This is a genomic window from Nocardia sp. NPDC049526, from assembly GCF_044465765.1.
GTDB lineage: Bacteria > Actinomycetota > Actinomycetes > Mycobacteriales > Mycobacteriaceae > Nocardia.
Genome location: NZ_JBITMA010000006.1, coordinates 314570 through 337257 on the forward strand (window position 1 = coordinate 314570; position 22688 = coordinate 337257).

General features: G+C 65.7%; 25 protein-coding genes. 12 read left to right on the plus strand and 13 right to left on the minus strand.

Going from position 1 to position 22688, the window contains the following annotated elements; translation table 11 throughout:
• Positions 1-6 precede the first annotated feature (6 nt).
• The 3 genes from ACIBW7_RS21160 to ACIBW7_RS21170 all read left to right on the plus strand — a co-directional run bounded on the left by ACIBW7_RS21160 (position 7) and on the right by ACIBW7_RS21170 (position 2889).
• Positions 7-1002, plus strand: a complete 996-nt coding sequence (locus tag ACIBW7_RS21160; RefSeq protein WP_397049069.1) for a phosphotransferase family protein — start codon at positions 7-9, stop codon at positions 1000-1002.
• A gap of 147 nt (positions 1003-1149) precedes the next feature.
• Positions 1150-1920 (plus strand): enoyl-CoA hydratase-related protein, encoded by a 771-nt coding sequence (locus ACIBW7_RS21165; RefSeq protein WP_397048713.1) that lies wholly within the window; start codon positions 1150-1152, stop codon positions 1918-1920.
• The gene (locus ACIBW7_RS21170; protein ID WP_397048715.1) at positions 1921-2889 is read left to right on the plus strand and encodes an NADPH:quinone oxidoreductase family protein; all 969 of its coding nucleotides are present in this window, start codon (positions 1921-1923) and stop codon (positions 2887-2889) included.
• A 56-nt stretch (positions 2890-2945) separates the two neighbouring features.
• On the opposite strand, the gene ACIBW7_RS21175 is transcribed toward ACIBW7_RS21170, so the two are convergent.
• The 9 genes from ACIBW7_RS21175 to ACIBW7_RS21215 all read right to left on the minus strand — a co-directional run bounded on the left by ACIBW7_RS21175 (position 2946) and on the right by ACIBW7_RS21215 (position 10828).
• Positions 2946-3452: a hypothetical protein gene (locus tag ACIBW7_RS21175; RefSeq protein ID WP_397049071.1), complete on the minus strand. Its 507-nt coding sequence runs from the start codon at positions 3450-3452 to the stop codon at positions 2946-2948.
• Entirely contained in the window at positions 3449-4069 is a 621-nt protein-coding gene (locus ACIBW7_RS21180; RefSeq protein ID WP_397048717.1) for a TetR/AcrR family transcriptional regulator, read from the minus strand. Before ACIBW7_RS21180 ends, ACIBW7_RS21175 begins: the two co-directional genes overlap by 4 nt.
• A 93-nt stretch (positions 4070-4162) precedes the next feature.
• Positions 4163-5311: an acyl-CoA dehydrogenase family protein gene (locus tag ACIBW7_RS21185; RefSeq protein WP_397048719.1), complete on the minus strand. Its 1149-nt coding sequence runs from the start codon at positions 5309-5311 to the stop codon at positions 4163-4165.
• Positions 5312-5322: 11 nt separating this feature from the next.
• Positions 5323-6468 (minus strand): thiolase family protein, encoded by a 1146-nt coding sequence (locus ACIBW7_RS21190; protein ID WP_397048721.1) that lies wholly within the window; start codon positions 6466-6468, stop codon positions 5323-5325.
• Entirely contained in the window at positions 6461-7294 is an 834-nt protein-coding gene (locus tag ACIBW7_RS21195; protein WP_397048723.1) for an enoyl-CoA hydratase/isomerase family protein, read from the minus strand. Before ACIBW7_RS21195 ends, ACIBW7_RS21190 begins: the two co-directional genes overlap by 8 nt.
• A complete protein-coding gene (locus ACIBW7_RS21200) occupies positions 7288-8526 on the minus strand; it encodes a CaiB/BaiF CoA transferase family protein (protein WP_397048725.1) in 1239 nt (412 codons plus the stop codon). The genes ACIBW7_RS21195 and ACIBW7_RS21200 overlap by 7 nt, the downstream gene beginning before the upstream one ends.
• On the minus strand, positions 8526-9293 hold the full coding sequence (locus ACIBW7_RS21205; RefSeq protein WP_397048727.1) for an SDR family NAD(P)-dependent oxidoreductase: 768 nt from the start codon (positions 9291-9293) through the stop codon (positions 8526-8528). The genes ACIBW7_RS21200 and ACIBW7_RS21205 overlap by 1 nt, the downstream gene beginning before the upstream one ends.
• 20 nt (positions 9294-9313) lie before the next feature.
• Positions 9314-10480: an acyl-CoA dehydrogenase family protein gene (locus tag ACIBW7_RS21210; protein WP_397048729.1), complete on the minus strand. Its 1167-nt coding sequence runs from the start codon at positions 10478-10480 to the stop codon at positions 9314-9316.
• Positions 10481-10519: 39 nt separating this feature from the next.
• Positions 10520-10828 carry a hypothetical protein gene (locus ACIBW7_RS21215; RefSeq protein WP_357466303.1) on the minus strand — a complete coding sequence of 103 codons (309 nt, stop codon included), beginning with the start codon at positions 10826-10828 and terminating at the stop codon, positions 10520-10522.
• A gap of 107 nt (positions 10829-10935) precedes the next feature.
• On the opposite strand from ACIBW7_RS21215, the gene ACIBW7_RS21220 reads away from it, so the two are divergent.
• From ACIBW7_RS21220 to ACIBW7_RS21260, 9 genes are all read left to right on the plus strand, one after another.
• Positions 10936-11406 carry a pyridoxamine 5'-phosphate oxidase family protein gene (locus ACIBW7_RS21220; RefSeq protein ID WP_397048732.1) on the plus strand — a complete coding sequence of 157 codons (471 nt, stop codon included), beginning with the start codon at positions 10936-10938 and terminating at the stop codon, positions 11404-11406.
• A 71-nt stretch (positions 11407-11477) separates the two neighbouring features.
• Entirely contained in the window at positions 11478-12008 is a 531-nt protein-coding gene (locus ACIBW7_RS21225) for a carboxymuconolactone decarboxylase family protein (protein ID WP_040700288.1), read from the plus strand.
• A 5-nt stretch (positions 12009-12013) separates the two neighbouring features.
• Positions 12014-13282: an aromatic ring-hydroxylating dioxygenase subunit alpha gene (locus tag ACIBW7_RS21230; RefSeq protein ID WP_397048734.1), complete on the plus strand. Its 1269-nt coding sequence runs from the start codon at positions 12014-12016 to the stop codon at positions 13280-13282.
• Positions 13266-13607 (plus strand): hypothetical protein, encoded by a 342-nt coding sequence (locus ACIBW7_RS21235; protein ID WP_357466308.1) that lies wholly within the window; start codon positions 13266-13268, stop codon positions 13605-13607. The genes ACIBW7_RS21230 and ACIBW7_RS21235 overlap by 17 nt, the downstream gene beginning before the upstream one ends.
• A 3-nt stretch (positions 13608-13610) precedes the next feature.
• Positions 13611-14828, plus strand: a complete 1218-nt coding sequence (locus tag ACIBW7_RS21240) for an amidohydrolase family protein (protein WP_397048737.1) — start codon at positions 13611-13613, stop codon at positions 14826-14828.
• Complete coding sequence (locus tag ACIBW7_RS21245) at positions 14815-15231, plus strand: nuclear transport factor 2 family protein (RefSeq protein ID WP_397048739.1); 417 nt, start codon at positions 14815-14817, stop codon at positions 15229-15231. Before ACIBW7_RS21240 ends, ACIBW7_RS21245 begins: the two co-directional genes overlap by 14 nt.
• A gap of 2 nt (positions 15232-15233) precedes the next feature.
• Positions 15234-16322, plus strand: coding sequence for an acyl-CoA dehydrogenase family protein (locus ACIBW7_RS21250; protein WP_397049073.1), 1089 nt, complete (start codon positions 15234-15236; stop codon positions 16320-16322).
• A 66-nt stretch (positions 16323-16388) separates the two neighbouring features.
• The gene (locus ACIBW7_RS21255; protein WP_397049075.1) at positions 16389-17123 is read left to right on the plus strand and encodes an acyl-CoA dehydrogenase family protein; all 735 of its coding nucleotides are present in this window, start codon (positions 16389-16391) and stop codon (positions 17121-17123) included.
• A 30-nt stretch (positions 17124-17153) separates the two neighbouring features.
• Positions 17154-17447, plus strand: coding sequence for a hypothetical protein (locus ACIBW7_RS21260; protein ID WP_397048741.1), 294 nt, complete (start codon positions 17154-17156; stop codon positions 17445-17447).
• Positions 17448-17806: 359 nt separating this feature from the next.
• Here the strand turns inward: ACIBW7_RS21260 and ACIBW7_RS21265 are convergent, their stop codons facing one another.
• The 4 genes from ACIBW7_RS21265 to ACIBW7_RS21280 form a co-directional block, all read right to left on the minus strand.
• Positions 17807-19162, minus strand: a complete 1356-nt coding sequence (locus ACIBW7_RS21265; protein WP_397048743.1) for a cytochrome P450 — start codon at positions 19160-19162, stop codon at positions 17807-17809.
• A gap of 405 nt (positions 19163-19567) precedes the next feature.
• Positions 19568-20350 carry an enoyl-CoA hydratase gene (locus tag ACIBW7_RS21270; RefSeq protein ID WP_397048745.1) on the minus strand — a complete coding sequence of 261 codons (783 nt, stop codon included), beginning with the start codon at positions 20348-20350 and terminating at the stop codon, positions 19568-19570.
• A gap of 11 nt (positions 20351-20361) precedes the next feature.
• Positions 20362-21537, minus strand: coding sequence for an acyl-CoA dehydrogenase family protein (locus tag ACIBW7_RS21275; RefSeq protein WP_397048747.1), 1176 nt, complete (start codon positions 21535-21537; stop codon positions 20362-20364).
• The gene (locus tag ACIBW7_RS21280) at positions 21521-22519 is read right to left on the minus strand and encodes an acyl-CoA dehydrogenase family protein (RefSeq protein ID WP_397048749.1); all 999 of its coding nucleotides are present in this window, start codon (positions 22517-22519) and stop codon (positions 21521-21523) included. The genes ACIBW7_RS21275 and ACIBW7_RS21280 overlap by 17 nt, the downstream gene beginning before the upstream one ends.
• Positions 22520-22688 lie beyond the last annotated feature (169 nt).

Consider the following 22688-nt stretch of genomic DNA (forward strand, 5'->3'; position numbering starts at 1 on the left):
GATTGGATGGACGGCCAGGGCCTGCCCGGTAAGGGCGAACCCCTCGAAACCCGCTTCCTGTCCGGCGGAACCCAGAACGAGATCTATCAGATCCGCCGCGGCGAACACGTCAGCGTTCTGCGCATCCCACCTGCCGAGGCGCCCGCCGATCGGGATGCGGGCATTCTGCGCGAGTGGCGGATCATCGAGGCCCTCGACGGCACCGATGTCCCGCATACCGCCGCCGTCGGCGTCTGCACCGACTCCGACGTGCTCGGCCGCACCTTCTACCTGATGGGCTTCGTCGACGGCTGGTCGCCGATGGACCATCGCGGTGTCTGGCCGGAGCCGTTCGACTCCGACCTCCAGGCGCGGGCCGGACTCGGCTATCAACTGGCCGAGGGAATCGCGTTGCTGTCCAAGGTGGATTGGCAGGCGAAGGGCCTGCAGGATCTGGGCCGCCCGGACGGCTACCACGAGCGACAGGTGTCGCGGTGGCTGAGCTTCTACGACAAGATCGATGGCGCGCGCACGCTCGACGGTATGGACGTGGCCACCGAATGGCTGCGCACCCACCGCCCGCTGGACTACATCCCCGGCCTGATGCACGGCGACTACCAGTTCGCCAATGTGATGTTCCAGCACGGCGGACCGGCGCGGCTCGCGGCGCTGGTGGACTGGGAGATGGGGACGGTCGGTGATCCGAAGCTCGATCTGGGCTGGATGCTGCAGGGGTGGCCGGAGGACACCAGCGATCCGGCCGTTGCCACCAAGGGCTACGCCAATATGCAGTACATGCCCTCGCGTGACCAGATGCTCGCGCACTACGCACAGGTGTCCGGACGCCAGGTCGACGATATCGACTACTACCTGATCCTGGCCAAGTGGAAGCTGGCCATCGTGCTCGAGCGCGGTTTCCAACGCGCCAAGGGCGACGTCAAGCTGGCGGCGTTCGGCCCGATCGTGGTCGACACCATGCGCGCCGCCGCCGAATTGGCCGAGAGTACGGAGTACAAGGCATGAGCGAGCGAACAATCAACACAGCGGACCTGTCGGTCGTGACGGAGCCGAGCGCCGGCGAGGCGGAGTCATGAGCGAGCGCAGCGAGCGAACAATCAACACAGCCGACCTGTCGGTCGTGACGGAGCCGAGCGCCAGCGAGGCGGAGTCATGAGCGACGCGGAGTTCGTACTCGACCGGCACGGCCCGGTCATGGTCGTCCGGCTCAACCGTCCGGATGCGCGAAATGCGTTGACCGGCACCATGATGCGCGGAATCGGCGCGGCGATCATCGCGGCCGAGGCCGATCCGCTGGTGCGGGCCGTCGTGCTCACCGGCACCGGTGATCGCGCCTTCTGCTCCGGAATGGATCTGCGCGCTTTCGCCGGCGGCGAAGACTTCGGCAGCGGCGCGGAAGCCGAGGCCTACGGCCGGCTGGCCAAGGGGCAGGTGAGCGTGCCGGTGATCGGCGCGGCCAATGGCAGCGCCGTCGGCGGCGGACTGGAACTACTGCTCGGCTGCGATCTGATCGTGGCTTCCGCGGCGGCGAAATTCGGCTTCCCCGAGGTCAAGCGGGGACTCTTCGCCGGTGGTGGCGGAACCTTCATCGGCACCCGGATCCCGCTCGGCATCGCACTCGAACTGCTGCTGACCGGTGATCTCGTCGACGCCGAGCGCGCCGAGCGGATCGGTCTGGTGAACGCGGTGGCCGAACCGGATGCCGTGTTCTCGACCGCACTGGCCATAGCCGAGCGGATCGCCGCCAACGCGCCACTCGGGCTGGCCGCTTCGAAAGAGCTGGCCCGCCTTGCGGTTTCGGATGCGGCCGCGGCCACCGATCGACTCGGCAAGTGGCAGGCGTTGGTATTCGGCAGCGAAGACGCCAAGGAGGGCGCCCGCGCCTTCGCCGAGAAGCGCACGCCGAACTGGCGAGGCCGGTAGATGCGCGCGGTGATCTGCCCGGCCTACGGGCCACCGGAGGTCGTGCGCATCGAAGACCGTGCGGCGCCCGCACTCGAATCGGGACAGGTTCGAGTGCGGGTCGGCGCGGCCGCGGTCAATTTCCCGGATGTTCTGGTGATCGCGGGCGAATATCAGATCAAGGTGCCGACACCGTTCGTGCCCGGCAGCGAATTCGCCGGTGCGGTCACCGAAACCGCCGACGACGTCACCGAATTCGCCATCGGTGACCGGGTCACCGGCACCGGGATCGTCGGGGCGTTCGCGGAAGAGGTCACCGTCCCCGCCGTGGGACTCGGCCGCATCCCCGACGGAGTCGACGACCACTGTGCGGCTGCGTTCGGCGTCGCATACCGGACGGCGTATCACACACTGCGTTCGGTGGCTCGAGTGCAGCCCGGGGACCGGCTGCTCGTACTCGGGGCCGGTGGCGGAGTCGGGCTGGCGGCGGTGCAACTCGGGGTGCAGTTGGGGGCCGAGGTCACCGCGGTCGCGTCCTCCGCCGAAAAGCTCAGCGCCGCAGCCGCGCACGGTGCCAGCAGGCTGATCGATCACACCAGCGGTGACCTGCGTGCTGCGCTGAAGGAAGCATCGCCCGGCGGCGCCCACGCCGTCATCGACCCGGTCGGCGGCCGACTATCCGAGCCCGCGCTGCGGTCGCTGCGCCGCGGCGGGCGGTTCGTCACCGTCGGCTTCGCCTCCGGCGAGATTCCGCGGATCCCGCTGAATCTCGTGCTGGTCAAGGGAATACACGTCCTCGGCTTCCAATTCCAAGACCTGGACCTGGTCGAATTCCGCCGCAACGAGGACGAATTGCGGGATCTGCTGACCACCGGCCGGGTACTTCCGCATATCAGCGCGGTGTATCCGCTCACCGAGGCCGCCACCGCACTACGCCTGGTCGCCGATGGCCGGGCAGTCGGGAAAATCCTGCTCGACCTCTCGGCGTAAGCCGTCCGAACGAGCCGAGAGCCCGGTGCTCGGGCACCGGGCTTTCCGTTTTCAGCTCACCCCACCGGAAGCAGATCAGCCGCCAGGTGATCCTGGGTTTCACTGCAGCGGAACATCTCCACATCGTCGAGCACGTCGACCGGTTGCGCCAATGCCGCCAGTGCCCGTGCCTTGAACGCTCGCGCGGCCACGCTCAGCCGGTGCTGTACTCCCGCGGTCCGGCAATCGAGTTCACTCGGACAGGCAGCGCCCCACACCGTCACCTCGAATGACCGGTCCTCGATATTCTTCAGCACCCCTTGGCGGACCCGCGGATCGGATTCGAAAAGCTCTGCGGCGATTGCCATTCCGTTCGGCCACACACCGGCATCCGATAGCGATGCCATCGAGGTCTCCAGATCCAGCACGGTTGCCCCGAGGATCCGCAGCGGTCGGATATCGGCGACGTCGCCCACGCAGACCGTCACCTCCCACCCGGCCATCGCGCGGTCGAATAGCCAACCTCCCGAGTACCGCACCACATCGGCGATATCGGGGGCGATGACCGCCAGCCGATATCTCAGAGGGTGCTTGCGGGCATGAGCTCGCGCTCGAGCGAGCGGACGTACTCCGTGAATACCCGGTTCAGTGGTATCGAGGGGTCGAGCAGCCATGAGGTTTCCATCCCGTTGAGAAATGCGACTATCTCCACAGCCTTGACGGCAGGGTCCAGATCGGTGCGGTAGCGGCCTGCGCGCTGGCCGCGGCGGATACCGCCGGCGACGGTGGCGACGGCGTTTCGGTACCGACCGAGCAGGCGATCGTGCAGCGGCGCATCCGGGTCGAGATTCTCGACGAGCAGCACTGTGAACATGCCGACCAGATCCGGCGAACGCCGGAACCGCTCGGCGACGTGTTCGACCTGCTCGATCAGATCGCCTCGGCGGTCGGAATGAAGTTCGTCGTCGGTATCGCGAGCCTCGAGTACCGCATGCAGCAGTTGCTCCTTGGACTCGAAGTGATGCAGCACCCCGGCCGTACTGACCCCGGCCTCCCGCGCGATCTGCGCCAGCGTCGTATTACGCCAGCCGTTGCGCGTGAGCAGTCGCTGTGCGACGGCGAGAATCTGCAGCTTGCGGTACTCACCTTTGGCTAGCAACGTCTCATATGGCCGCGGGGTACCGGCTTCGGGATCGGACACCGAACTCCTTCGTTCGATCAACCTACTGAAGACACAGTAGGTTGGTTTCACGACTGTGACAAGGGTCTCAGATGGTCCAATTTTTGCGTTGGGTCACAGTCCGAGCGATTTGGCTATGATCATTTTCATAACCTCACTCGTACCGGCGTAGATGCGGGCGACACGTGCATCGGCATAGAGCCGCGCGATGGGATATTCCGTCATGTAGCCGTAGCCGCCGAACAGCTGTAAGCAGCGGTCAACCACCCGCGCCTGTACCTCGGTGCAGAACAGCTTGACCCGCGCGGCATCGGCGCCCGAGAGCTGCCCGTCGACCAATTCCAGCACCGCCCGATCGACCATGGTCTGGGCCGCCTCCACTTCCGTCGACAGCGCGGCCAGCTCGAATTTCGTGTTCTGGTAGGCCGCCACCGGCTGGCCGAAAACCTTGCGCTGCTGCACATATTCGATCGTGGCGGTGATCGCGGACCTGGCCTGCGCCACCGATCCGACGGCGACCGTTATCCGTTCCTGGGCGAGGTTGTGGCCGAGATAGGCGAACGCCTGCCCCTCGGCCCCGAGCCGGTTCGCCACCGGGACGCGCACATTGTCGAATGCCAGCTCCACCGTGTCCTGCACCTTGCAGCCCAGCTTGTCCAAGACCCGTCCCTTGGTGAATCCGGTTCGGCCGCTTTCCACCACGATCAAGCTCAGGCCCGCGCGCCGGTTGTCCGGATCGGACGATGTGCGGGCCACCACGATCACCAGATCCGCGAGCAGACCACCGGTGATGAATGTCTTGGCGCCGTTGAGTATGTACTCCTCGCCGTCGCGAACCGCGGTGGTACGCACACCGGCCAGATCGGAGCCGGTGCCAGGCTCGGTCATGGCGATCGCCGTCAGCAGCTTGCCGCAGGCCAGACCCGGAAACCAGCGCTCGCGCTGCTCGGCGTCGGCGTATTCCAAGAAGTAGGGCAGGATCACGTCGATCTGGGTGCGGACGGTACTGAGCGTGACGAGTGCGCGGTAGGCCTCCTCCTGCAGCACGGCGTTGAACCGGTAGTCCCGCATGCCACCGCCCCCGTATTCCTCGGGGATCGCGGTACCGAGCAAGCCGAGTTCGCCCATCCGCCCGAAGATTTCGCGCGGCATCTGCCCGGCCCGCTCCCAGTCCGGGTAGTGCGGCACCACCTCCTTATCGATGAATTCGCGGGCCAGCTGCCGGAATGCCTCGTGGTCTTCGGTGAAAATGTCTCGGCGCACGGTCGGCTCCTTCAGTGCACGAGTTCGACGACGGTGGCGTTGGCGGTGCCGCCGCCCTCGCACATGGTCTGCAGGCCGTAGCGAATTCCGTTGTCGCGCATGTGGTGGATCATCCGGGTCATCAGTACGGCGCCGGAGCCGCCGAGCGGGTGGCCGAGGGCGATCGCGCCGCCCAGCGGATTGAGCAGGTCCGGGTCGGCGCCGGTTTCGGCCAGCCAGGCCAGCGGGATCGGGGCGAATGCCTCGTTCACCTCGAAGACGCCGACCTCCGACAGTCCGACACCGGCCTTGCGCAATACCTTCTCGGTGGCCGGAATCGGACCGGTCAGCATGAGTACCGGATCGGCGCCGGTGACCGCACCGGCCCGATACCGCACCAACGGCGTAAGCCCCAACTCGCGCGCCTTTTCCGGGGTCGTCACCAACAGCGCCGCGGCGCCGTCGGAGATCTGCGACGAGTTACCCGCATGGATGACGCCATCGGCCTGGAAGGCGGGTTTCAGCCCGGCCAGTTTCTCGACCGTGCTGCCGGGCCGGATGCCCTCGTCGGCGATCACCGTCCCGGAATCGGTTGCGACGGCGACGATCTGCTCCTCGAACGCGCCGCGATCCTGGGCGGCGGCGGCCCGTTCGTGCGACAGCACCGAGAACTCATCGAGCCGGGTGCGGTCGAAACCCCATTTCTGCGCGATCAATTCGGCGGAGATGCCCTGGTTGAACGCGAAATTGTCGTAGCGGGCAAGAGCTTTCGGGCCGTAAGGCATGCCGTCGGCGCGCGCGGAGCCCAGCGGCACCCGGCTCATCACCTCGACCCCGCCCGCGACCACGACCTCCTGCGCACCGGATGCCACCGCCTGCGCGGCGAAATCCAGGGCCTGCTGGCTGGATCCGCAGGCCCGGTTCACCGTGGTGCCCGGGATGGTTTCCGGCCAGCCCGCGGCGAGCACCGCGTAGCGCCCGATATTGCTGGACTGGTCGCCGACCTGGGAGACACAACCCCAGATGACGTCGTCGATGACCGCCGGGTCGATGCCCGTGCGGCCCGCCAGCGCATTGAGCACGATCGCCGACAGATCGGCGGGATGCGTACCCGACAGTCTGCCATTGCGTTTGCCGATCGCGGTCCGCACCGCTGCGGCGATGACTACCTCACGCATCTGCTGTACTCCCCTGTTCGGATCGGTCCGCGCCGCGGACCGGTGGTCTGTGCACGGTCCAGCGACCGTCGAACTGCGGTTCTCGTTTCTCGGCAAAGGCCGCGAATGCCTCCGGGGCGTCCGAGGTGGCGAAATTGAGGCCCTGCGCGGCGGCCTCGCCGACGAGTGCTTCGCGCAAGGTGTGGTCAGCGCCCGCGTTGAGCAGTGCCTTGGTCTGCGCCAGCGCCACCGGCGGACCTGCCGCCAGCCGCGCGCCGAGATCTGTGACGTAGGCGTCGATTTCGTCTGCGGGAACCACCCACGTCACCAGGTTCAGTTCCCGCGCCTGTTCGGCGTCGATCATCTCGCCCAGCAATGCCAACCGCTTGGCCTGTTGCAGCCCGATCAGTTTCGGTAGCAGCCAAGAGCCGCCCAGGTCCAGCGAAAGGCCGCGGCGGGCGAAGATCTGCGAGAAACGGGATTCGGGCGTGGCGACCACCAGATCGCAGCCGAGCGCCAGATTCCATCCGGCGCCGACGGCAACGCCGCTGACCTTGGCGACCGTCGGCATCGGCAGTTCGTGCAGCAGCAACGCCACATCGGTCAATGCCCGCATGCGATAGATCGGATGCCCGTTATCGGGCACCGAAATGTCGGCGCCGGAACAGAACGCGCCACCGGCTCCGGTGAGCACCAGTGCTCGCACGCTACGATCGGCCGCGGCGGCCCGCAGCGCATCCGCCAGCGCCTGCCACAGTTCGGCATCGATCGCGTTCTTGCGATCAGGCCGATTCAGGGTCAAGGTTCGTACGCCGTCACGGTCCTCGGTCAGCAGCGACCTCAGCATGCCCGCTCCGCGGGTTGCCGATATGCCGGACCGATTGCACCCGCCGCGCGAAGTTCGGCGATTTCCGAACCACCGCAACCGATTTCGGACAACACGGCGTCGGTGTGCTCACCGAGACCCGGAACCGCGCCCATGGGCGGATCGAATCCGTCGACAATGGCCGGTGGCAGCAGCGACGGGATCGGGCCGGACGGGGTGTCGATGCTGCGCCAGCGATCGCGGGCCGACAGTTGCGGGTGGGCGATGACCTCGCTGGGCAGGTTGTAACGGGAGTTGCCGATCCCGGCGGCGTCGGCGAGCTCCTGAATCCGCGCGAGATCGTGTCGGGCGCACCAGGATCCGATGGCTTCGTCGAGAAGGTCGCGCCGCTTACAGCGGTCCGGATTGGTGCGCAAGTCCTCATCGTCGGCCAGGTCGGGGCGGTCGATGATGTCGCGGGCCAGCCGCTGCCACTCCCGATCGTTGGTGGTGCCAATCACCACAGTCTGCCCGTCCGCGGTGCGGTAGGCGCCGTAGGGCGCGACCGCCGCCGAGCTCATGCCCAGCGGTTGCATATCGATTCCGGAGTGCCTGGCATAGGTGAGGTGATAGCCCATCACATCGGCCATGGTGTCGAACAGGCTGACCGCGATCGTCGCGCCCGCATCGGATCCCCGACGCTGCCGTCCGCACAGCGATGCCAGAATCGACAGCGCCGCATACTGTCCCGTGATGACATCGGCCATCGGCGGGCCCGGTTTCGCCGGGGCATCCGGATATCCGGTGACCGCACACACCCCCGATTCGGCCTGTACCAGCAGGTCGTAGGCGCGCTTGTGCGACAGCGGCCCACCCGAGCCGAATCCGTCGATCGATACCGCGATGAGATCCGGATGCCGCTCGGCCAGATCCGCCGGTGCGAGTCCGAGCCGGTCGGTCGCACCCGGCGCCAGATTCGATACCAGTACCTCGGCCCGATCCAGCAGGCGATGCAGAATGGCCACGCCCGCAGGCGTTTTCAGATCCAGCGTCACCGATTCCTTGCCGCGGTTGACCCAGACGAAATGCGCCGCCTGCCCCTCGACCACATCGTCGTAATACCGGGCGAAGTCGCCACCGTCCGGATTTTCGATCTTGATCACGCGGGCGCCGAAATCGGCGAGTGTGCGGGTGCACATCGGCGCCGACACCGCCTGTTCCAGGGCGACGACGGTAATACCCGCCAACGGTCCCGCTTGCGCCGTATCCGGCATCACATCACCATGCCGCCGTCCACCGGCAGCACCTGCCCGGTGACGAAGGAGGCGGCGTCGGAGGCGAGGAAGACGAAGGCGCCGGCCACCTCCGCCGGATCGGCCCAGCGCCGCAACGGAATTCGGTTCAGCATCTGCGCCGCGAACTTGTCGCCGGTGCGTATGGTCTCGGTCATCGGCGTGGCCGCCAGCGGCGCCAGGGCGTTCACCAGGATGTTCTTGCGCGCCAATTCGCGAGCAAGGGATTTGGTGATGCCGATGATCGCCGCCTTGGCCGCGGAGTAATTGACCTGCCCCAGCGTGCCGACCAGCCCAGCCGATGATGTGACGTTGATGATGCGCCCGGTACCGTCGGTCGGCAGATACGGCAAGGCCGCCTGCGAGCAGTTGAAGGTGCCCAGCGTGTGGATCTCGAACAGGCGCCGCATCGAGTCGGCACTGGTATCGGCGAACATGTGCGGATCGGTGACCCCGGCGTTGTTCACCACGATATGCAGTGTGCCGCCGGCCAATTCGGCCGCCTTGGCCGCAGCGGCGTCGGCGGCCGCCCGGTCGGACACGTCGAGGGCGAAACTCGCCGCGCTGCCACCGTTTCCGGTGATCTTCTCGGCGACGGCCGCGGCCGCGTCCGCATCGACATCGGTGACCAGCACCGCCGCGCCCTGCACAGCGAGGGCCTGCGCCACCGCGGAGCCGATACCGCCGGCCGCGCCGGTGACCATTGCGGCCCGCCCGATCAGCTCGAAAAGTCCGTTCTTGGCTGCCATTCGGTAATTTCCTGCCTCTGCTAATAGCTTCTGGGTAGGCCCAGCGTGTGGGAGCCCAGGTAGTTCAGAATCATTTCCTGGCTGATCGGGGCGATCCGCATGACGCGGGCCTCCCGGAAATAGCGGGATACGTTGTATTCCTCGGCGTAACCCATGCCGCCATGGGTCTGCAGCGCCCGGTCGGCGGCGGTGAATCCCGCGTCGGCGCACAGATATTTGGCGGTGTTCGCCTCACGTCCGCACGATTTCCCGTTGTCGTAGAGCCAGGTTGCCTTGCGCAGCACCAATTCCGCGGCATCCAGGTGGGCCAGCGAATCGGCCAGCGGGAATTGGATGCCCTGGTTCATGCCGATCGGCCTGCCGAATACCACTCGCTCCTTGGCATATTTGGTGGCCCGGTCGAGTGCGACCCGTCCCAGCCCGAGTGCCTCGGCGGCGATCAGCATGCGCTCGGGATTCAGGCCGTCGAGCAGATAGCTGAATCCTTTGCCCTCCTCCCCCACTCTGTCCTCGACCGGGATGCGCAGCCCGTCGATGAACACCTCGTTGGAGGTGACGGCATTGCGGCCCATCTTCGCGATCGGCCGGATATCGACGTGCGCGCGATCGAGGTCGGTGAGGAACAGCGTCATGCCGTCGGTCTTCTTGGTGACCTCGTCGTAGCGCTGGGTGCGGGTCAGCAGCAGGATCTTCTCCGACTCCATCGCCTTGGAGATCCATACCTTGCGACCGTTGACGACATAGTGGTCGCCATCGCGGCGCGCGAAGGTGGTGATGTGGGTGGTGTCCAGGCCCGCGCCGGGTTCGGTGACACCGAAGCACACGTGCAGATCACCGGTAGCGATGCGCGGCAGCGTCCGCTGTTTCAATTCCGCTGACCCGTGTACGACCACCGGATGCATGCCGAAGATCGACATGTGGATCGAGCTGGCCGCGTTCATGCCGCCACCCGATCGGGACACCTCCTCGGCCAGCAGTGTGGCCTCGGTGATGCCCAACCCGTGTCCGCCGTATTCCTCCGGGATGGTGATGCCGAGCCAGCCACCCTCGGCGATGGCGTTGTAGAACTCGGTCGGGAATTCGTGCGCCTGATCCTTTTCCATCCAGTACTGGTCGTCGAACTTGCGGCAGAGTTCGGCGACCGTGCTGCGGATCAGCCGCTGATCCTCGGTGAGTTCGAAATTCATGCCTCCGACGTTCGTGTCGTCGCGCACCGGCAACCCCTTTCAGTCGGAGGCAGGCAGCGCTTTGGCGGCCTTGAGGGTCATCGCGGTCCCGTTGCAGGTCAGCTCGCCGGTGCCCGAACTGGTGCACAGCAGCTCGACGGTCTCCGCGGCGTCGACATAGCGTTTCCCGATCAACGTGACCGCATCCGCCCCAGCCGATTTCCCGGGCGGGGCCGAGGCCGCGGGCACCATGGGCGCGCCACCGCACGCGATTTCCGGCCGAGCGTCGGCGGGCGCCCGGACCACCACCACCCGCGTGCCGCATACGGTGCTGGCGAACTGTTCACCGGGACGAATCGGCGCCGTCATGGTGAATCTCCTTTCCACTCGGGCTGGCCTCGCCAGTCATTACGCTCTCGCTATCAGAAAATTATATTCTCATTCTAGGAGAATCAACATCTGATCGGAAGATGAGCATGACTGAGCAGCGACGAGCACGGGCGATCGCGATGACCGCCACCGAACGCGACACCTTCCTGCAGAGCCAGCCGATCTGCCGGATCGCCACCGTCGGCCCCGGCGGACACCCGCATACGAGCCCACTGTGGTTCGCCTGGGACGGCACGGCCCTGTGGCTGAATTCGCTGGTGCGCAGCCAGCGATGGACCGATATCACCCGCGATCCACGGATCAGCGCGATCGTCGACGACGGCGGGACCGACTTTCTGCAGCTGCGCGGCGTCGAACTGCGCGGACGCGTCGAAGTGGTCGGCGAAACGCCGCGCACCGGCACACCGGTCGAGGAACTCGACGAACCGGAGCGGCTGTTCGCCGACAAGTACATGGGCGGGCAGCCGTTTCGGTACGACGGCCGCCACGGCTGGCTGCGGCTGACGCCGGACCACGTCATCAGCTGGGATTTCGCCCGGTTACAACGCCGACGTTGACTATCGCATCCGTACATGGAAATCTAGTCTTCAGTTTTAGAGAATCTAATTCTCACGAGAGGAGGACAGGAATGCGTCTGCCGCCGTTGCCCGCGGAGCAATGGGACGACCGGACCCGCGACGCCTTCAAGGCGCTACTGCCGCGCGCGATCCGCAATGCGGAAGGAGCAGGCCCCGCCATGGGACCGCTGGCCCGGCACCCGGACCTGACCGAGGCCTATCTCGGATTCAGCGTCTACCTGCTGTTCCGGTCCACGCTGCCGCCCCGGGTGCGCGAGTTGACGATCCTGCGGGTCGCCCACCGGCGCGGCTGTGCCTACGAGTGGGCCCATCATCTGCGGTTCGGCCAGGATGCCGGACTCACGCTCGACGAAATCGAGGCCGTCACCCGCGGCGAGGCCGCCGACGATTTCGACCGCCTCGTCCTCACCGCCGTCGACGAACTCGACGACAAATCCGAACTGTCCGACCAGACCTGGGCGGCACTTGCCGAACGACTCGATGAAAAGCAGCGCATGGATCTGGTTTTCACGGTCGGCGGCTACATCCTGCTGGCCATCGCGCTCAACACCTTCGGCGTACAGCCCGACCCTGAAAGGTAAATCCCTTGCCACACTTCACCAAACCGACGGCGGGCAGCTGGACGGAGAACTATCCCGAGCTCGGCACCGAGATGGTCGACTTCACCGACTCGACCGATCCCCAGTTCTACAAGGACGAGCAGGAAGCCATCTTCAAGAAGAGCTGGCTCAATGTCGGCCGGGTGGAGCGGCTGCCCCGTGTCGGTAGCTATTTCACCAGGGAGCTGGCCTGCGTCAACGCCTCGATGATCATCGTCAAGGACCACGATCAGCAGGTGCGGGCCTATTACAACATCTGCAGGCACCGCGGCAACAAACTGGTCTGGGACGACTTCCCGGGCGAGGAGACCGCCGGTAGCTGCCGACAGTTCACCTGCAAATACCACGCCTGGCGCTACAGCCTCGAGGGCGAGGCCACCTTCGTCCAGCAGGAGAAGGAATTCTTCGACCTCGACAAGAGCAAGTTCGGGCTCAAGGCCGTGCGCTGCGAGGTGTGGGAAGGCTTCATCTTCATCAACCTCGACGACGACGCTCAGCCGCTGGAGGGGTACCTCGGGGCATGGGCGAAGGGCCTGGAGGGCTATCCCTTCCACGAGATGACCGAGGTCTACAGCTACAAGGCCGAGATCGGCAGCAACTGGAAGCTGTTCATCGATGCCTTCGCCGAGTTCTACCACGCGCCGGTGCTGCATATGAAGCAGGCGGTCAAGGACGAGGCCGACAAGCTGCTCAATGTCGGCTTCGAGGCACTGCACTACGAGTGCTGGACCCCGCATTCGATGGTGTCCTCGTGGGGCGGTATGGCCCCACCCAAGGACATCAATATGGTCAAGCCGATCGAGCGGGAGCTGCGCAGCGGCCTGTTCGGTCCGTGGGATCGGCCCGATATCGAGGGCCTGGATCCGCTGCCGTCCGGTGTCAACCCCGCCGGCCACAAGGCCTGGGGCATCGACGAATTCGAGGTCTTCCCCAACTTCGGCATCCTCATCTGGGCGCCGGGTTGGTACCTGACCTACCACTACTGGCCGACCGCGGTGAACAAGCACATCTTCGAGGCGAATCTGTACTTCGTGCCGTCGAAGAGCGCGCATGAACGTCTCGGCAAGGAACTGGCGGCGGTCACTTTCAAGGAATACGCGCTGCAGGATGCCAACACCCTCGAAGCGACCCAGACCATGCTCGAGACCGGTGTGATCACCGAATTCCCGCTCAACGACCAGGAAGTGCTGCTGCGCCACCTGCACCTCACCGTTCAGAAGATCGTCAAGGAGTACCGCGATGCCCGAAACAACTGAGAAGGCGCTGCCCGCCGAATTCGCCGACCTGGACCGGTTTTCGGACTGGATCCTGGCCACCGAGCCCGAGCGTTACGCCAAGCGGCTTGCCTCCCCGATGGAGGAGATGCAGGACCTGTACGACACCGTCTTCCCGCGCCTGCAGTCGGCGCTGGACTACTGCGACAAGTTCGAGTGGTCCGAGCTGCCCGACGACGCCCGGCATCTGTTCCACCTGTTGCAGTCGCTGGTGATGGTGTCGTTCCCGATCGAGGTGTGGAAGCAGCCGCGGGTACCCGACTCCGGCGCAGCCTACCTCGATGTCATCAAGGAGCCGGTGGTCTGACCCATGCTGACACTGAAGGCGGCCGGTCTACTCGATATCGACACCGGCGAGATAATCCGACCCGGCATCGTTCGCATCGACGGCGATCGGATCGTCGCCGTCGGCGCGAGCGCGGACGACGCCGACGAGGTCATCGATCTGGGTGAGGTGGTGCTGCTGCCCGGCCTGATGGATATGGAGGTCAACCTCCTCATGGGCGGTCGCGGCGAGACCGGCCTGGCCTCCAGTGTGAAAGACGATCCGGCACTGCGCATGCTGCGTGCGGTGGGCAATGCCCGCCGCACGCTGCGAGCCGGTTTCACCACCGTGCGCAACCTCGGACTGTTCGTGAAGACCGGCGGCTACCTGCTGGATGTGGCGCTCGGCAAGGCGATCGACGCGGGCTGGATCGAGGGCCCGCGGATCGTCCCGGCGGGCCACGCGATCACACCCACCGGTGGCCACCTGGATCCGACCATGTTCTCCGCCTTCGCTCCCGACGTGCTGAAGCTGACCCTCGAGGAGGGCATCGCCAACGGCGTCGACGAGGTGCGCAAGGCGGTGCGGTACCAGATCAAGCACGGTGCGCAGCTGATCAAGATCTGCGTCTCCGGTGGCGTCATGTCGCTCACCGGAGCACCTGGGGCGCAACACTATTCGGACGAGGAGCTGCGCGCGATCGTCGACGAGGCGCACCGGCGCGGGCTCAAGGTCGCCGCCCACACGCACGGGGCGGAGGCGGTCAAACATGCCGTCGAGGCCGGGATCGACTGCATCGAGCACGGCTTCCTGATCGACGACGAGGCGATCAAGATGATGGTGGCGGCAGGCACCTGGTTGGTGCCGACCACCCGGCTCGCCGATGCGATGGATGTGTCCAAGGCGGATCCGGCATTGCAGGCCAAGGCCGCCGAGATGTTCCCGAAGGCCCGCACCTCGGTCCGGGCGGCCTACGAGGCCGGAGTGAAGATCGCGGTCGGCACCGACGCACCGGCGATCCCGCACGGCCGCAACGCCGACGAATTGGTGGCACTGGTCGATCGCGGCATGAGCCCGATCGATGTCCTGCGCGCGGCGACCGTGCGCGCGGCCGAACTGATCGATGTCACCGACCGCGGGCGGCTGGCCGAGGGACAGCTGGCCGACATCATCGGCGTGCCGGGAGATCCGTTGCGCGACATCACCGTCACCCAGAACGTGCGGTTCGTCATGAAAGGCGGCAAGGTCCATGTCCAGAAATGATGATCTGCTGGAGATCCAGCAGCTGCTGGCCCGCTACGCGGTGACGATCACCAAGGGCGATATCGATGGCCTGCTCGCGGTATTCACCCCCGACGGCACCTACAGCGCATTCGGTGACACCTACACCCTCGACCTGTTCCCGGAGCTGGTCGCGGCCGCGCCGACGGGGCTATTCCTCACGGGCACACCGGTTCTCGATATCGATGGAGACACCGCCGCGGGTACCCAGCCGCTGTGCTTCATCGACCACAGCACCCACGATATGCGCATCGGCTACTACACCGACAGCATCGTGCGAACCGAAGCGGGATGGCGGCTGAAGACGCGCCGGATGACCTTCATCCGCCGCAGCGGCGTGCACGATTCGGGCATCCCACACGCCTTCGAGAACACCCGCGGATGACCATGGACCTGTCCGAATTCCGGTCCGGTGTGCGGACCTGGCTGGACGAGCACGATCTGTCCCCCGGTCCGGATCATTCGCTGGACGGTCAGGTCGCGCAGTTGGCCCGCGTGCGCCGTGCCCTCTACGACGCGGACTGGATGCGCTACGGCTGGCCCGCCGAGATCGGCGGGCTCGGCGGTCCCGCAATACTCCGCGCGATTCTCGGTGAGGAGGTCGCCACCCGCGACCTGGCCGAGCCCGGACTCTATTCGATGGTCGAAGTGCTTGCGCCCACGATGATTTCGTATGCGCGCCCGGAGCTGGCGGCGGAAATGGTGCCGTTGCTGCTGTCGGGCCGCGAGCAGTGGTGCCAGGGCTTCTCGGAGCCGGGTTCGGGCAGCGATCTCGCCTCGCTGACAACGAAAGCCGTTGCGCACGGGAATGATTGGGTGGTCAACGGCCAGAAGGTGTGGACCAGTCTGGCCCAGTACTCGGCGCGCTGCGTCCTGCTGACCCGCACGGCCCCCGGACACGACGGGATCACCGCATTCTTCCTCGATATGAACTCCCCCGGCATAACGGTGCGCCCGCTGCGCACGATGCACGGCGTCGACGAATTCGCCGAGGTGTATTTCGACGATGTCGTGGTGCCCGGCGACCGCATGCTCGGGCGGCCCGGCGACGGCTGGCAGGTCGCGATGGATCTGCTCCCGCACGAGCGCTCCACCTGCTTCTGGCACCGCGGCGCCTATCTGTTCACCCGGCTCGATCGCTTGGCGACCGCGGCCACGGTGGCCGACGACGCCGACCTCGGCGCCGCGTATCTGGCACTGCATACGTTGCGCTGCCGCTCCCGGCTGACCCAGCAGCGGTTGGCCGCCGGTGAGCATCTCGGACCGGAAACTTCGATCGACAAGGTGCTGCTGGCCGGTGCCGAACAGCAACTGTTCGACACCATGCGCGATGTGCTGCCCGGTGCGGTGGAGCTGACCGATCCGGAATTGCGTACCGAATTCCTCTATTCGCGCGCGGCCACCATCTACGGCGGCACGGCCGAGATCCAGCGCAATATCATCGCGCGCCGTCTGCTCGACTTGGGCAAGGAGTAAGTCGTGACCAGCATCGATACCGATACCGCCGAGCTCGAACTGCTCACCGACACGCTGCGCAAGACGATGCTGGCGACGTCGGGTCAGCAACTCGATCAGGCGCTGACCGACCTCGGCTGGCCCGATCTGCTCACCGAAATGCCGGACGTGGCAATACCTCTGGTGTTCCGACTGCTCGGCGAAACCGGTGCGCACGCGCCACTGCTCAACGATGTCATCGCCCACGCCGCCGGTACGTCCCTCGGGGCCACGCACCCACTGCCGTTCGCGGGCGGGTCGTGGGTCGTCTGGGAGCGTGCCGATCGGCCCGGCACCACGGTCGACGAGGAACTCCCCCTGCACCCGGTGCGGACCGGAACCACTATCAGGGTGGCGGCCGGTCGTCGTGCCCTGGCCTGGTGGCTGCTCGGCAGCAGCCGCGTCATGCTGTCGCTGGCCCGCCGACATGCCTTGGACCGCAAGCAATTCGGCCGTCCCGTCGCGTCGTTCCAGGCGATCCGGCACCGCCTCGCCGAGACGCTGGTCGCCATCGAAGGCGCCGAGGCCACCCTCACGGCCGCCGACGACGAGTTCGGCGCGCTGCTGGCCAAGGCCGCCGCCGGACGCGCGGCACTGATCGCGGCTCGACACTGTCAGCAGACACTCGGCGGTATCGGCTTCACCGCCGAACACGACCTACAGCGGCACATCCGTCGCGTCCTGATCCTGGACGGATTGCTGGGCAGCACAAGGGAACTCACCCGCGAGGCCGGCACCCGTATCCGCACCGCGGGCGCGGCACCGCGCCTGGTTCACCTGTAGATCCAAACCGCAAACTCCGAGGCGCCCGCCATGAAATTCGCTCCAACCGCGATCGGCTATCTCCGCAGCGATGTATCCGGAATACGGCAGGGGTGGGACGAAACCCAGATCCGGAGCCTAGCCGGGCGTCTCGGCTACAACCTCACCAAAACCGTTGCCTTCAGCGCCAAGACCGACAATCCGGTGGCACAACTGGTCGCCCTGACTCGGAAGATGAACGCGGACGCGGTGATCGCGCCCGGCCTGATCCATTTCGGCGGTGCGATACCGCGCGAACTGGACCAGATCACGGCCGTGATCACCGTCGTCTCGGAAACAATCTGAACCAGATACGAAGGAGTACCAGGTCGCATACGATTCCGAGTTCGATCTCGACCTGTTCGAGATGGGTGGTTGCTGCGACGGTTTCCGTTGCGGTGACCTCGGTTTCGACGAAGGTTCCGGCTTTGGTGACTGTGTCGACGCTGACACGATGTCGTCGCGGTGGGGGTGGCGGTAAGTGGTCCGGGCTTTCTCGACACGGACAAGTTCGATCATGCCGATTGCGGTGAGGAGATGGTTGGCGGCCTCGGCCTGGTCGGCGCCGTTGAGGAGCACGCAGCCGTAATCCTTTTCTCCCGCCTGCCGTGTAACCCATTTCCTTCCTTGGTGATTCGGCTGCTTCCAACCAACTCTTCACAAGGCTATTGCCGTTCGGTCACCGTCGCGATAACCGGGAACTTGGTGTTGAGGGTCAGCGCGGAGATCGGTGTGAGGTCCGGGTTGTCGATGGTCAGCTCGAACCGGCTGACTATGGTCGAGAGCGCCAGCTGCATCTCCATCATCGCGAATGCATTGCCGATGCAGAGGTGTCCGCCCGCGCCGAAGGGCAGCCACAAGTTCCGGTCACGGCCGGCGACCGCGTCGGCGGCGAAGCGGTCCGGGTCGAAGGTATCGGGCCGGTCCCAACACTCGGGGTTTCGGTGCGCGTGGTAGAAGCTGTACATCAGCGGAGTGCCTGCCGGGATGTGGTAGCCCCCGATCTCATCGTCCTCGGCGGCGCGCCGCTGCCCCATCCATGCCGGCGGTTTGAGCCGCAACACCTCCTCGAGTACATGCTTGCTGTAAGGCAGCGTGGGCAGGTCGGCCAGGGTGGCATGCCTGCCGGTCAAGGCGCTGTCAACGTCATCGCGCAGCCGCTGGTGCACATCCGGATGCAGTTGCAACAGCAGTATGGCCGAGGTCAATGCCGAGGAGCTGGTCTCGTGACCGGCGAAGAGCATGGTGACGACCTCGTCACGCAGTTCCAGGTCCGTGAGTTTCTCGTTGGTATCGGCGTCCGTGGAGTTGATGAGCATAGACAGCAGCCCACCGCTGCCGGAGTCGCGCAAGTCGTCGATCACCTTGTAGACGATGGCATCCATTTCGGCGATCCCGCGCCAGAAACGGCGATGGCTGGGCGTCGGAAACTTCAAGGGAACCAGGGGCATTCGCACGAACTTCCCCAACTCGGCGTTCACCTTCTGCGTCGCGCGGGCGAAGCCGGTGACCTCCGGGCCGTTGGGATCCAATCCGAACAGCGCCCGCACCACGATCCGCAGCGTGAGGTGGCTCATCTGCTCACCGATATCGACCGTCCGTCCGGCGCGGGCGTGTTCGGCCCATTCGTCACACATGGAGTCGATCTCGGCCACCATGATCTCGCTCAGCGCACTGATCTTCTTGTGGTGGAAGGCCGGTTGGACGAGGCGCCGGTTGCGTCTCCACCGGTTGTGGTCGGCGATGGTCGCCAGCCCTCGCCCCACGAACGGCTCGATGATGTCGTACATCTGGGTCTCGCGGGTGAAGTTCGCCATGCGCTCCTGCAAGACGTACTTGATGTGGTGAGGATGGGTGATCCCCACCATGCTCCCGTTGATCAGTTGGAACCGAAAGACATCGCCGTGGTGGGTCATGGAGTCGGAGAGGAACGAGATCGGGTCGACGACAAAATGTTTGGTATTCCGGAGGCGGCCGGCGACCATCGGGGGCAGGCCGCTGACTGTGGAGGTGGAAGACATGACAATAAGTAGAACCGATCTCCTCGGAATCCGGCTGATTTCAGTGGTTGTGACTGGAGGCCAACTCCCGCAACAGGTCCCGGCCGGCAAAGCCGCTGGCGTTCTCATCGCACGCGAATGTGGCGCTGTCGTAACCGATTCCGATGGCAGCCCGTTCAGCCTGACTGCGGCACATGCCATCGCGGCAAGCCCGGCCATTGCTCCGCTCTTGCTCGATCTGATCGCAAGCGCCTGGTAGCAACGCCACCAGATCGGCAAGCGAGAGATCGTTCTCGCCGCCGAGTGCTCACCGCCTCGCCTATCTGCCGATTCGACACCGCCACCATCCGCATTCGGCGAAAAGTCATTCCGCCACAACCAGAATCAGCTCCCAGGTCGCCGTCACCCGCACACGCCGCAGTCGACCTACCGCATCTTTTGTTTCATCTCGTCCAGATGCGCCAGAATCGGCAGCCCGGCGTGGCTGAGCGCATTGCCGTGCCCGGTCTGGTGCACATCGAAGACCGATTGGATGGCGGCGTAGAAGCCCTGTATGTCCAGCGTTTGATTCACCGCGCGCTTGGCCTGACGCAGCCCGAACGGCGGCATTTCGGCGATCTGTGTGGCCAGCGCGGTGGTCTGCGCGTCCAACTCGGCCCGCGGCACCACCTTGTTCACCATGCCGACCTGCTCGGCCTCGCGCGCGGTCACCGGACGTCCGGTGAACAGGATCTCCTTGGCCTTGCGCGGGCCCAATTCCCAAGTGTGCCCGTGATATTCGACGCCGCCGATACCCATAAGCACGACCGGATCGGAGAAGAGCGCGTCCTCGGCGGCGACGATCAGATCGCACGGCCAACACAGCAGCAGACCACCGGAAATACAGCGCCCCTGCACCGCGGCGATGGATGGTTTCGGCACATTCCGCCAGTGCAGCGAATACTCCAGATACCGGCGCGATTCGACGTTGTAGATCATGTCCAGGGTGATCTTGTCCGGTAGCGGACCGCCCGAGCGCAGATCATGACCGGAGGAGAAATGCTTGCCTTCGGCCCGCAGGACGATCACCGATACGTCGTCGTCGGCCGCCGCTCGGGCCCATGCCGCATCGAGTTCGTCCAGCAGTTCACCGTTCTGAGCGTTCGCGACCTCGGGACGGTTCAAAGTGATGGTCGCGATCTTGTCGGCGACGGCGTACAGAATATGCATTGCGAACCCCGCTACCTGGGCAGTCCGAGCACCCGCTCGGCGACGATATTGCGCTGAATTTCGGAGGTGCCGCCGGCAATGGTTCCGGCGAAGCTGCGGACATACCGTTCGAACCAACTGCTGATGAAATTGTCGTTGTTCAGCGGGTTGAACGGCGCGGTCATCGCCGGATGGATCAGGCCGTCGGGGCCCTGCGCCGACAGCGCCTGTTCCGAACCGTTCTGCACCGCCTCCGAGCCGAGCAGTTTCAGCACCGACAGCGCGGCCACGTCCTGTTGGCCCCGCGCCTCGCGCGCCAGCGCCGCCGACCCGAGCAACCGCAGCGCCTGAGCATCCATGACCAGTGTCGCGTACCGGTCGCGATCGAGGACGGTGCGCGGGTGGAAGTCCTCGATCAACTCCTGCAGCCGGTCGGCGAAACTGAGCCACAGCAGCGTGCGCTCATGCCCGAGCGAACCGTTGGCCACGCCCCAGCCACCGTGCAGCGGACCGACCAGATTTTCCGCGGGCACTCGGACGTCCTCGAAGAACACCTCGTTGAAGTCCAGATCGTGCGGTCCACAGATGGAGGCGAACGGTCGCCGGGTCACGCCGGGAGAATCGGTGGGGATCAGCAGCACGCTGATGCCCTTGTGCTTGGGGGCATCCGGATCGGTGCGTACGAAGGTGAGCAGTACGTCGGCGTCGTGTGCGCCGGAGGTCCATACCTTCTGCCCGTTGACCACGAAATGATCGCCGTCGCGCACGGCCCGGGTGCGCAGCCCGGCCAGATCCGACCCCGCCCCCGGTTCGCTCATCCCGAGCGCCGCGGTGATCTCGGCACGCAAAATCCTTGCCGCCCAATGCTTCTTCTGCTCCTCGCTGCCGAACGACAGCAGCGAGGCGGCGATGATGCCGAGCCCCTGCGGATTGAAACTGTGATAGATGCGCCGCTTGGACAGCTCCTCCAAATGCACATACTGCTGCAGGATTCCGGCATTGCGGCCGCCGAATTCCGGTGGGTTGCCCGGCAGCAACCAGCCGTGGTCGAACTGCAGCCGCTGCCATTCCCGCGCCCACGGCGGGACCTCCGCACTGGAGATCGGGCGATCGCAGGCGGCCACCGCCTCATCGGGCATGAATTCGGTGAGGAAGGCAATGAATTCGGCCCGGAACTCCTCGACCTCGGTATCAAAAGTCAGTCGCACGGTACTCCTCGGCGATCAGCGCCCGATGCTCGGCCGCGCCGCCGAGCAACAGCTCTCCGGCTTTGGCTCGCTTGAGCGCGAACTGCAGGTCGTTTTCCCAGGTGAAGCTCATGGCGCCGAACAACTGCATGCCGCGGCCGAACACCTGCGACTGGCATTCGCCGGCCGCGGCCTTGGCCATCGAGGCGGCCAGGCGCCGCCGCGGATCGTTCTCCCGGATCGTCATCGCCGCGAAATACGCCAGGGCGCGGGCTCTTTCGATCGCGATGTGCATATCGGCGGCCTTGTGTTTGACCGCCTGGAACGAGCCGATCGGCACCCCGAACTGCTGTCGACTGCGTACATGCTCGAGCACCATGTCCAATACCCGTCGACACGCGCCGACCATGGTCAGCGCCAGTCCGGTCGTGGCCAGGTGGCGCGCGGGTTGCGGATCGACGCGCAGGTAGCGATCGTCCGGAACCCGCACCTCGAAAAAGCTCACTTCGGCGATATGCAGCACCGGATCGAACACTGCCGCACGCCGCACGGCGACGTCGTCGGCGGGCACCACGAAGACACCGGCCTCGGTCACGACCGCCAGTTGCCGCGCCCGGTCGCCGTCGAGCACATGACGCGCGGTGCCGCTCAGCAGCCAGCCATCCCGGTCGCGCACCGCCGACACACCGTCGTACACCGCGGCGCCCGGTTCACCTGTGCGCACGAAATCCGGTGCGAGCGGGGCGAATTGGGTCATAGTGGCCAGATACGGGGTGGGGTCGGTCGCCCGCCCCAACTCCTCCAGCACGATCGCCAGCTCCACCGCATCGGCCGGGTCGGTCAGCTCCATCCACCCCAGCTCCGCATAGGTGCGCCACAACCCCGCCGGATCCGCGCCCTTATCGGCAACCTCGCGGATCAGGGTCGGTGGGCACTGCTTGGCGACCACCTCGCGCACGGTTTGCTGCCACAGCAGTTGATCGGAGTCGAACTCCAAAAGCATCCGGCCTGCCTCCTTGCCACTCCGAACACACTCCAGGACGAGAATAACATTCTCCAGTTCGGAAAGTAAGAGTCTCGCATTTGTTCACTGACACGGCGTCCAGCCAACACGGGGACGCCACATTCTCCGGTACAGTGCATCCATGTTCTCTCTACATGACCGAGGACCG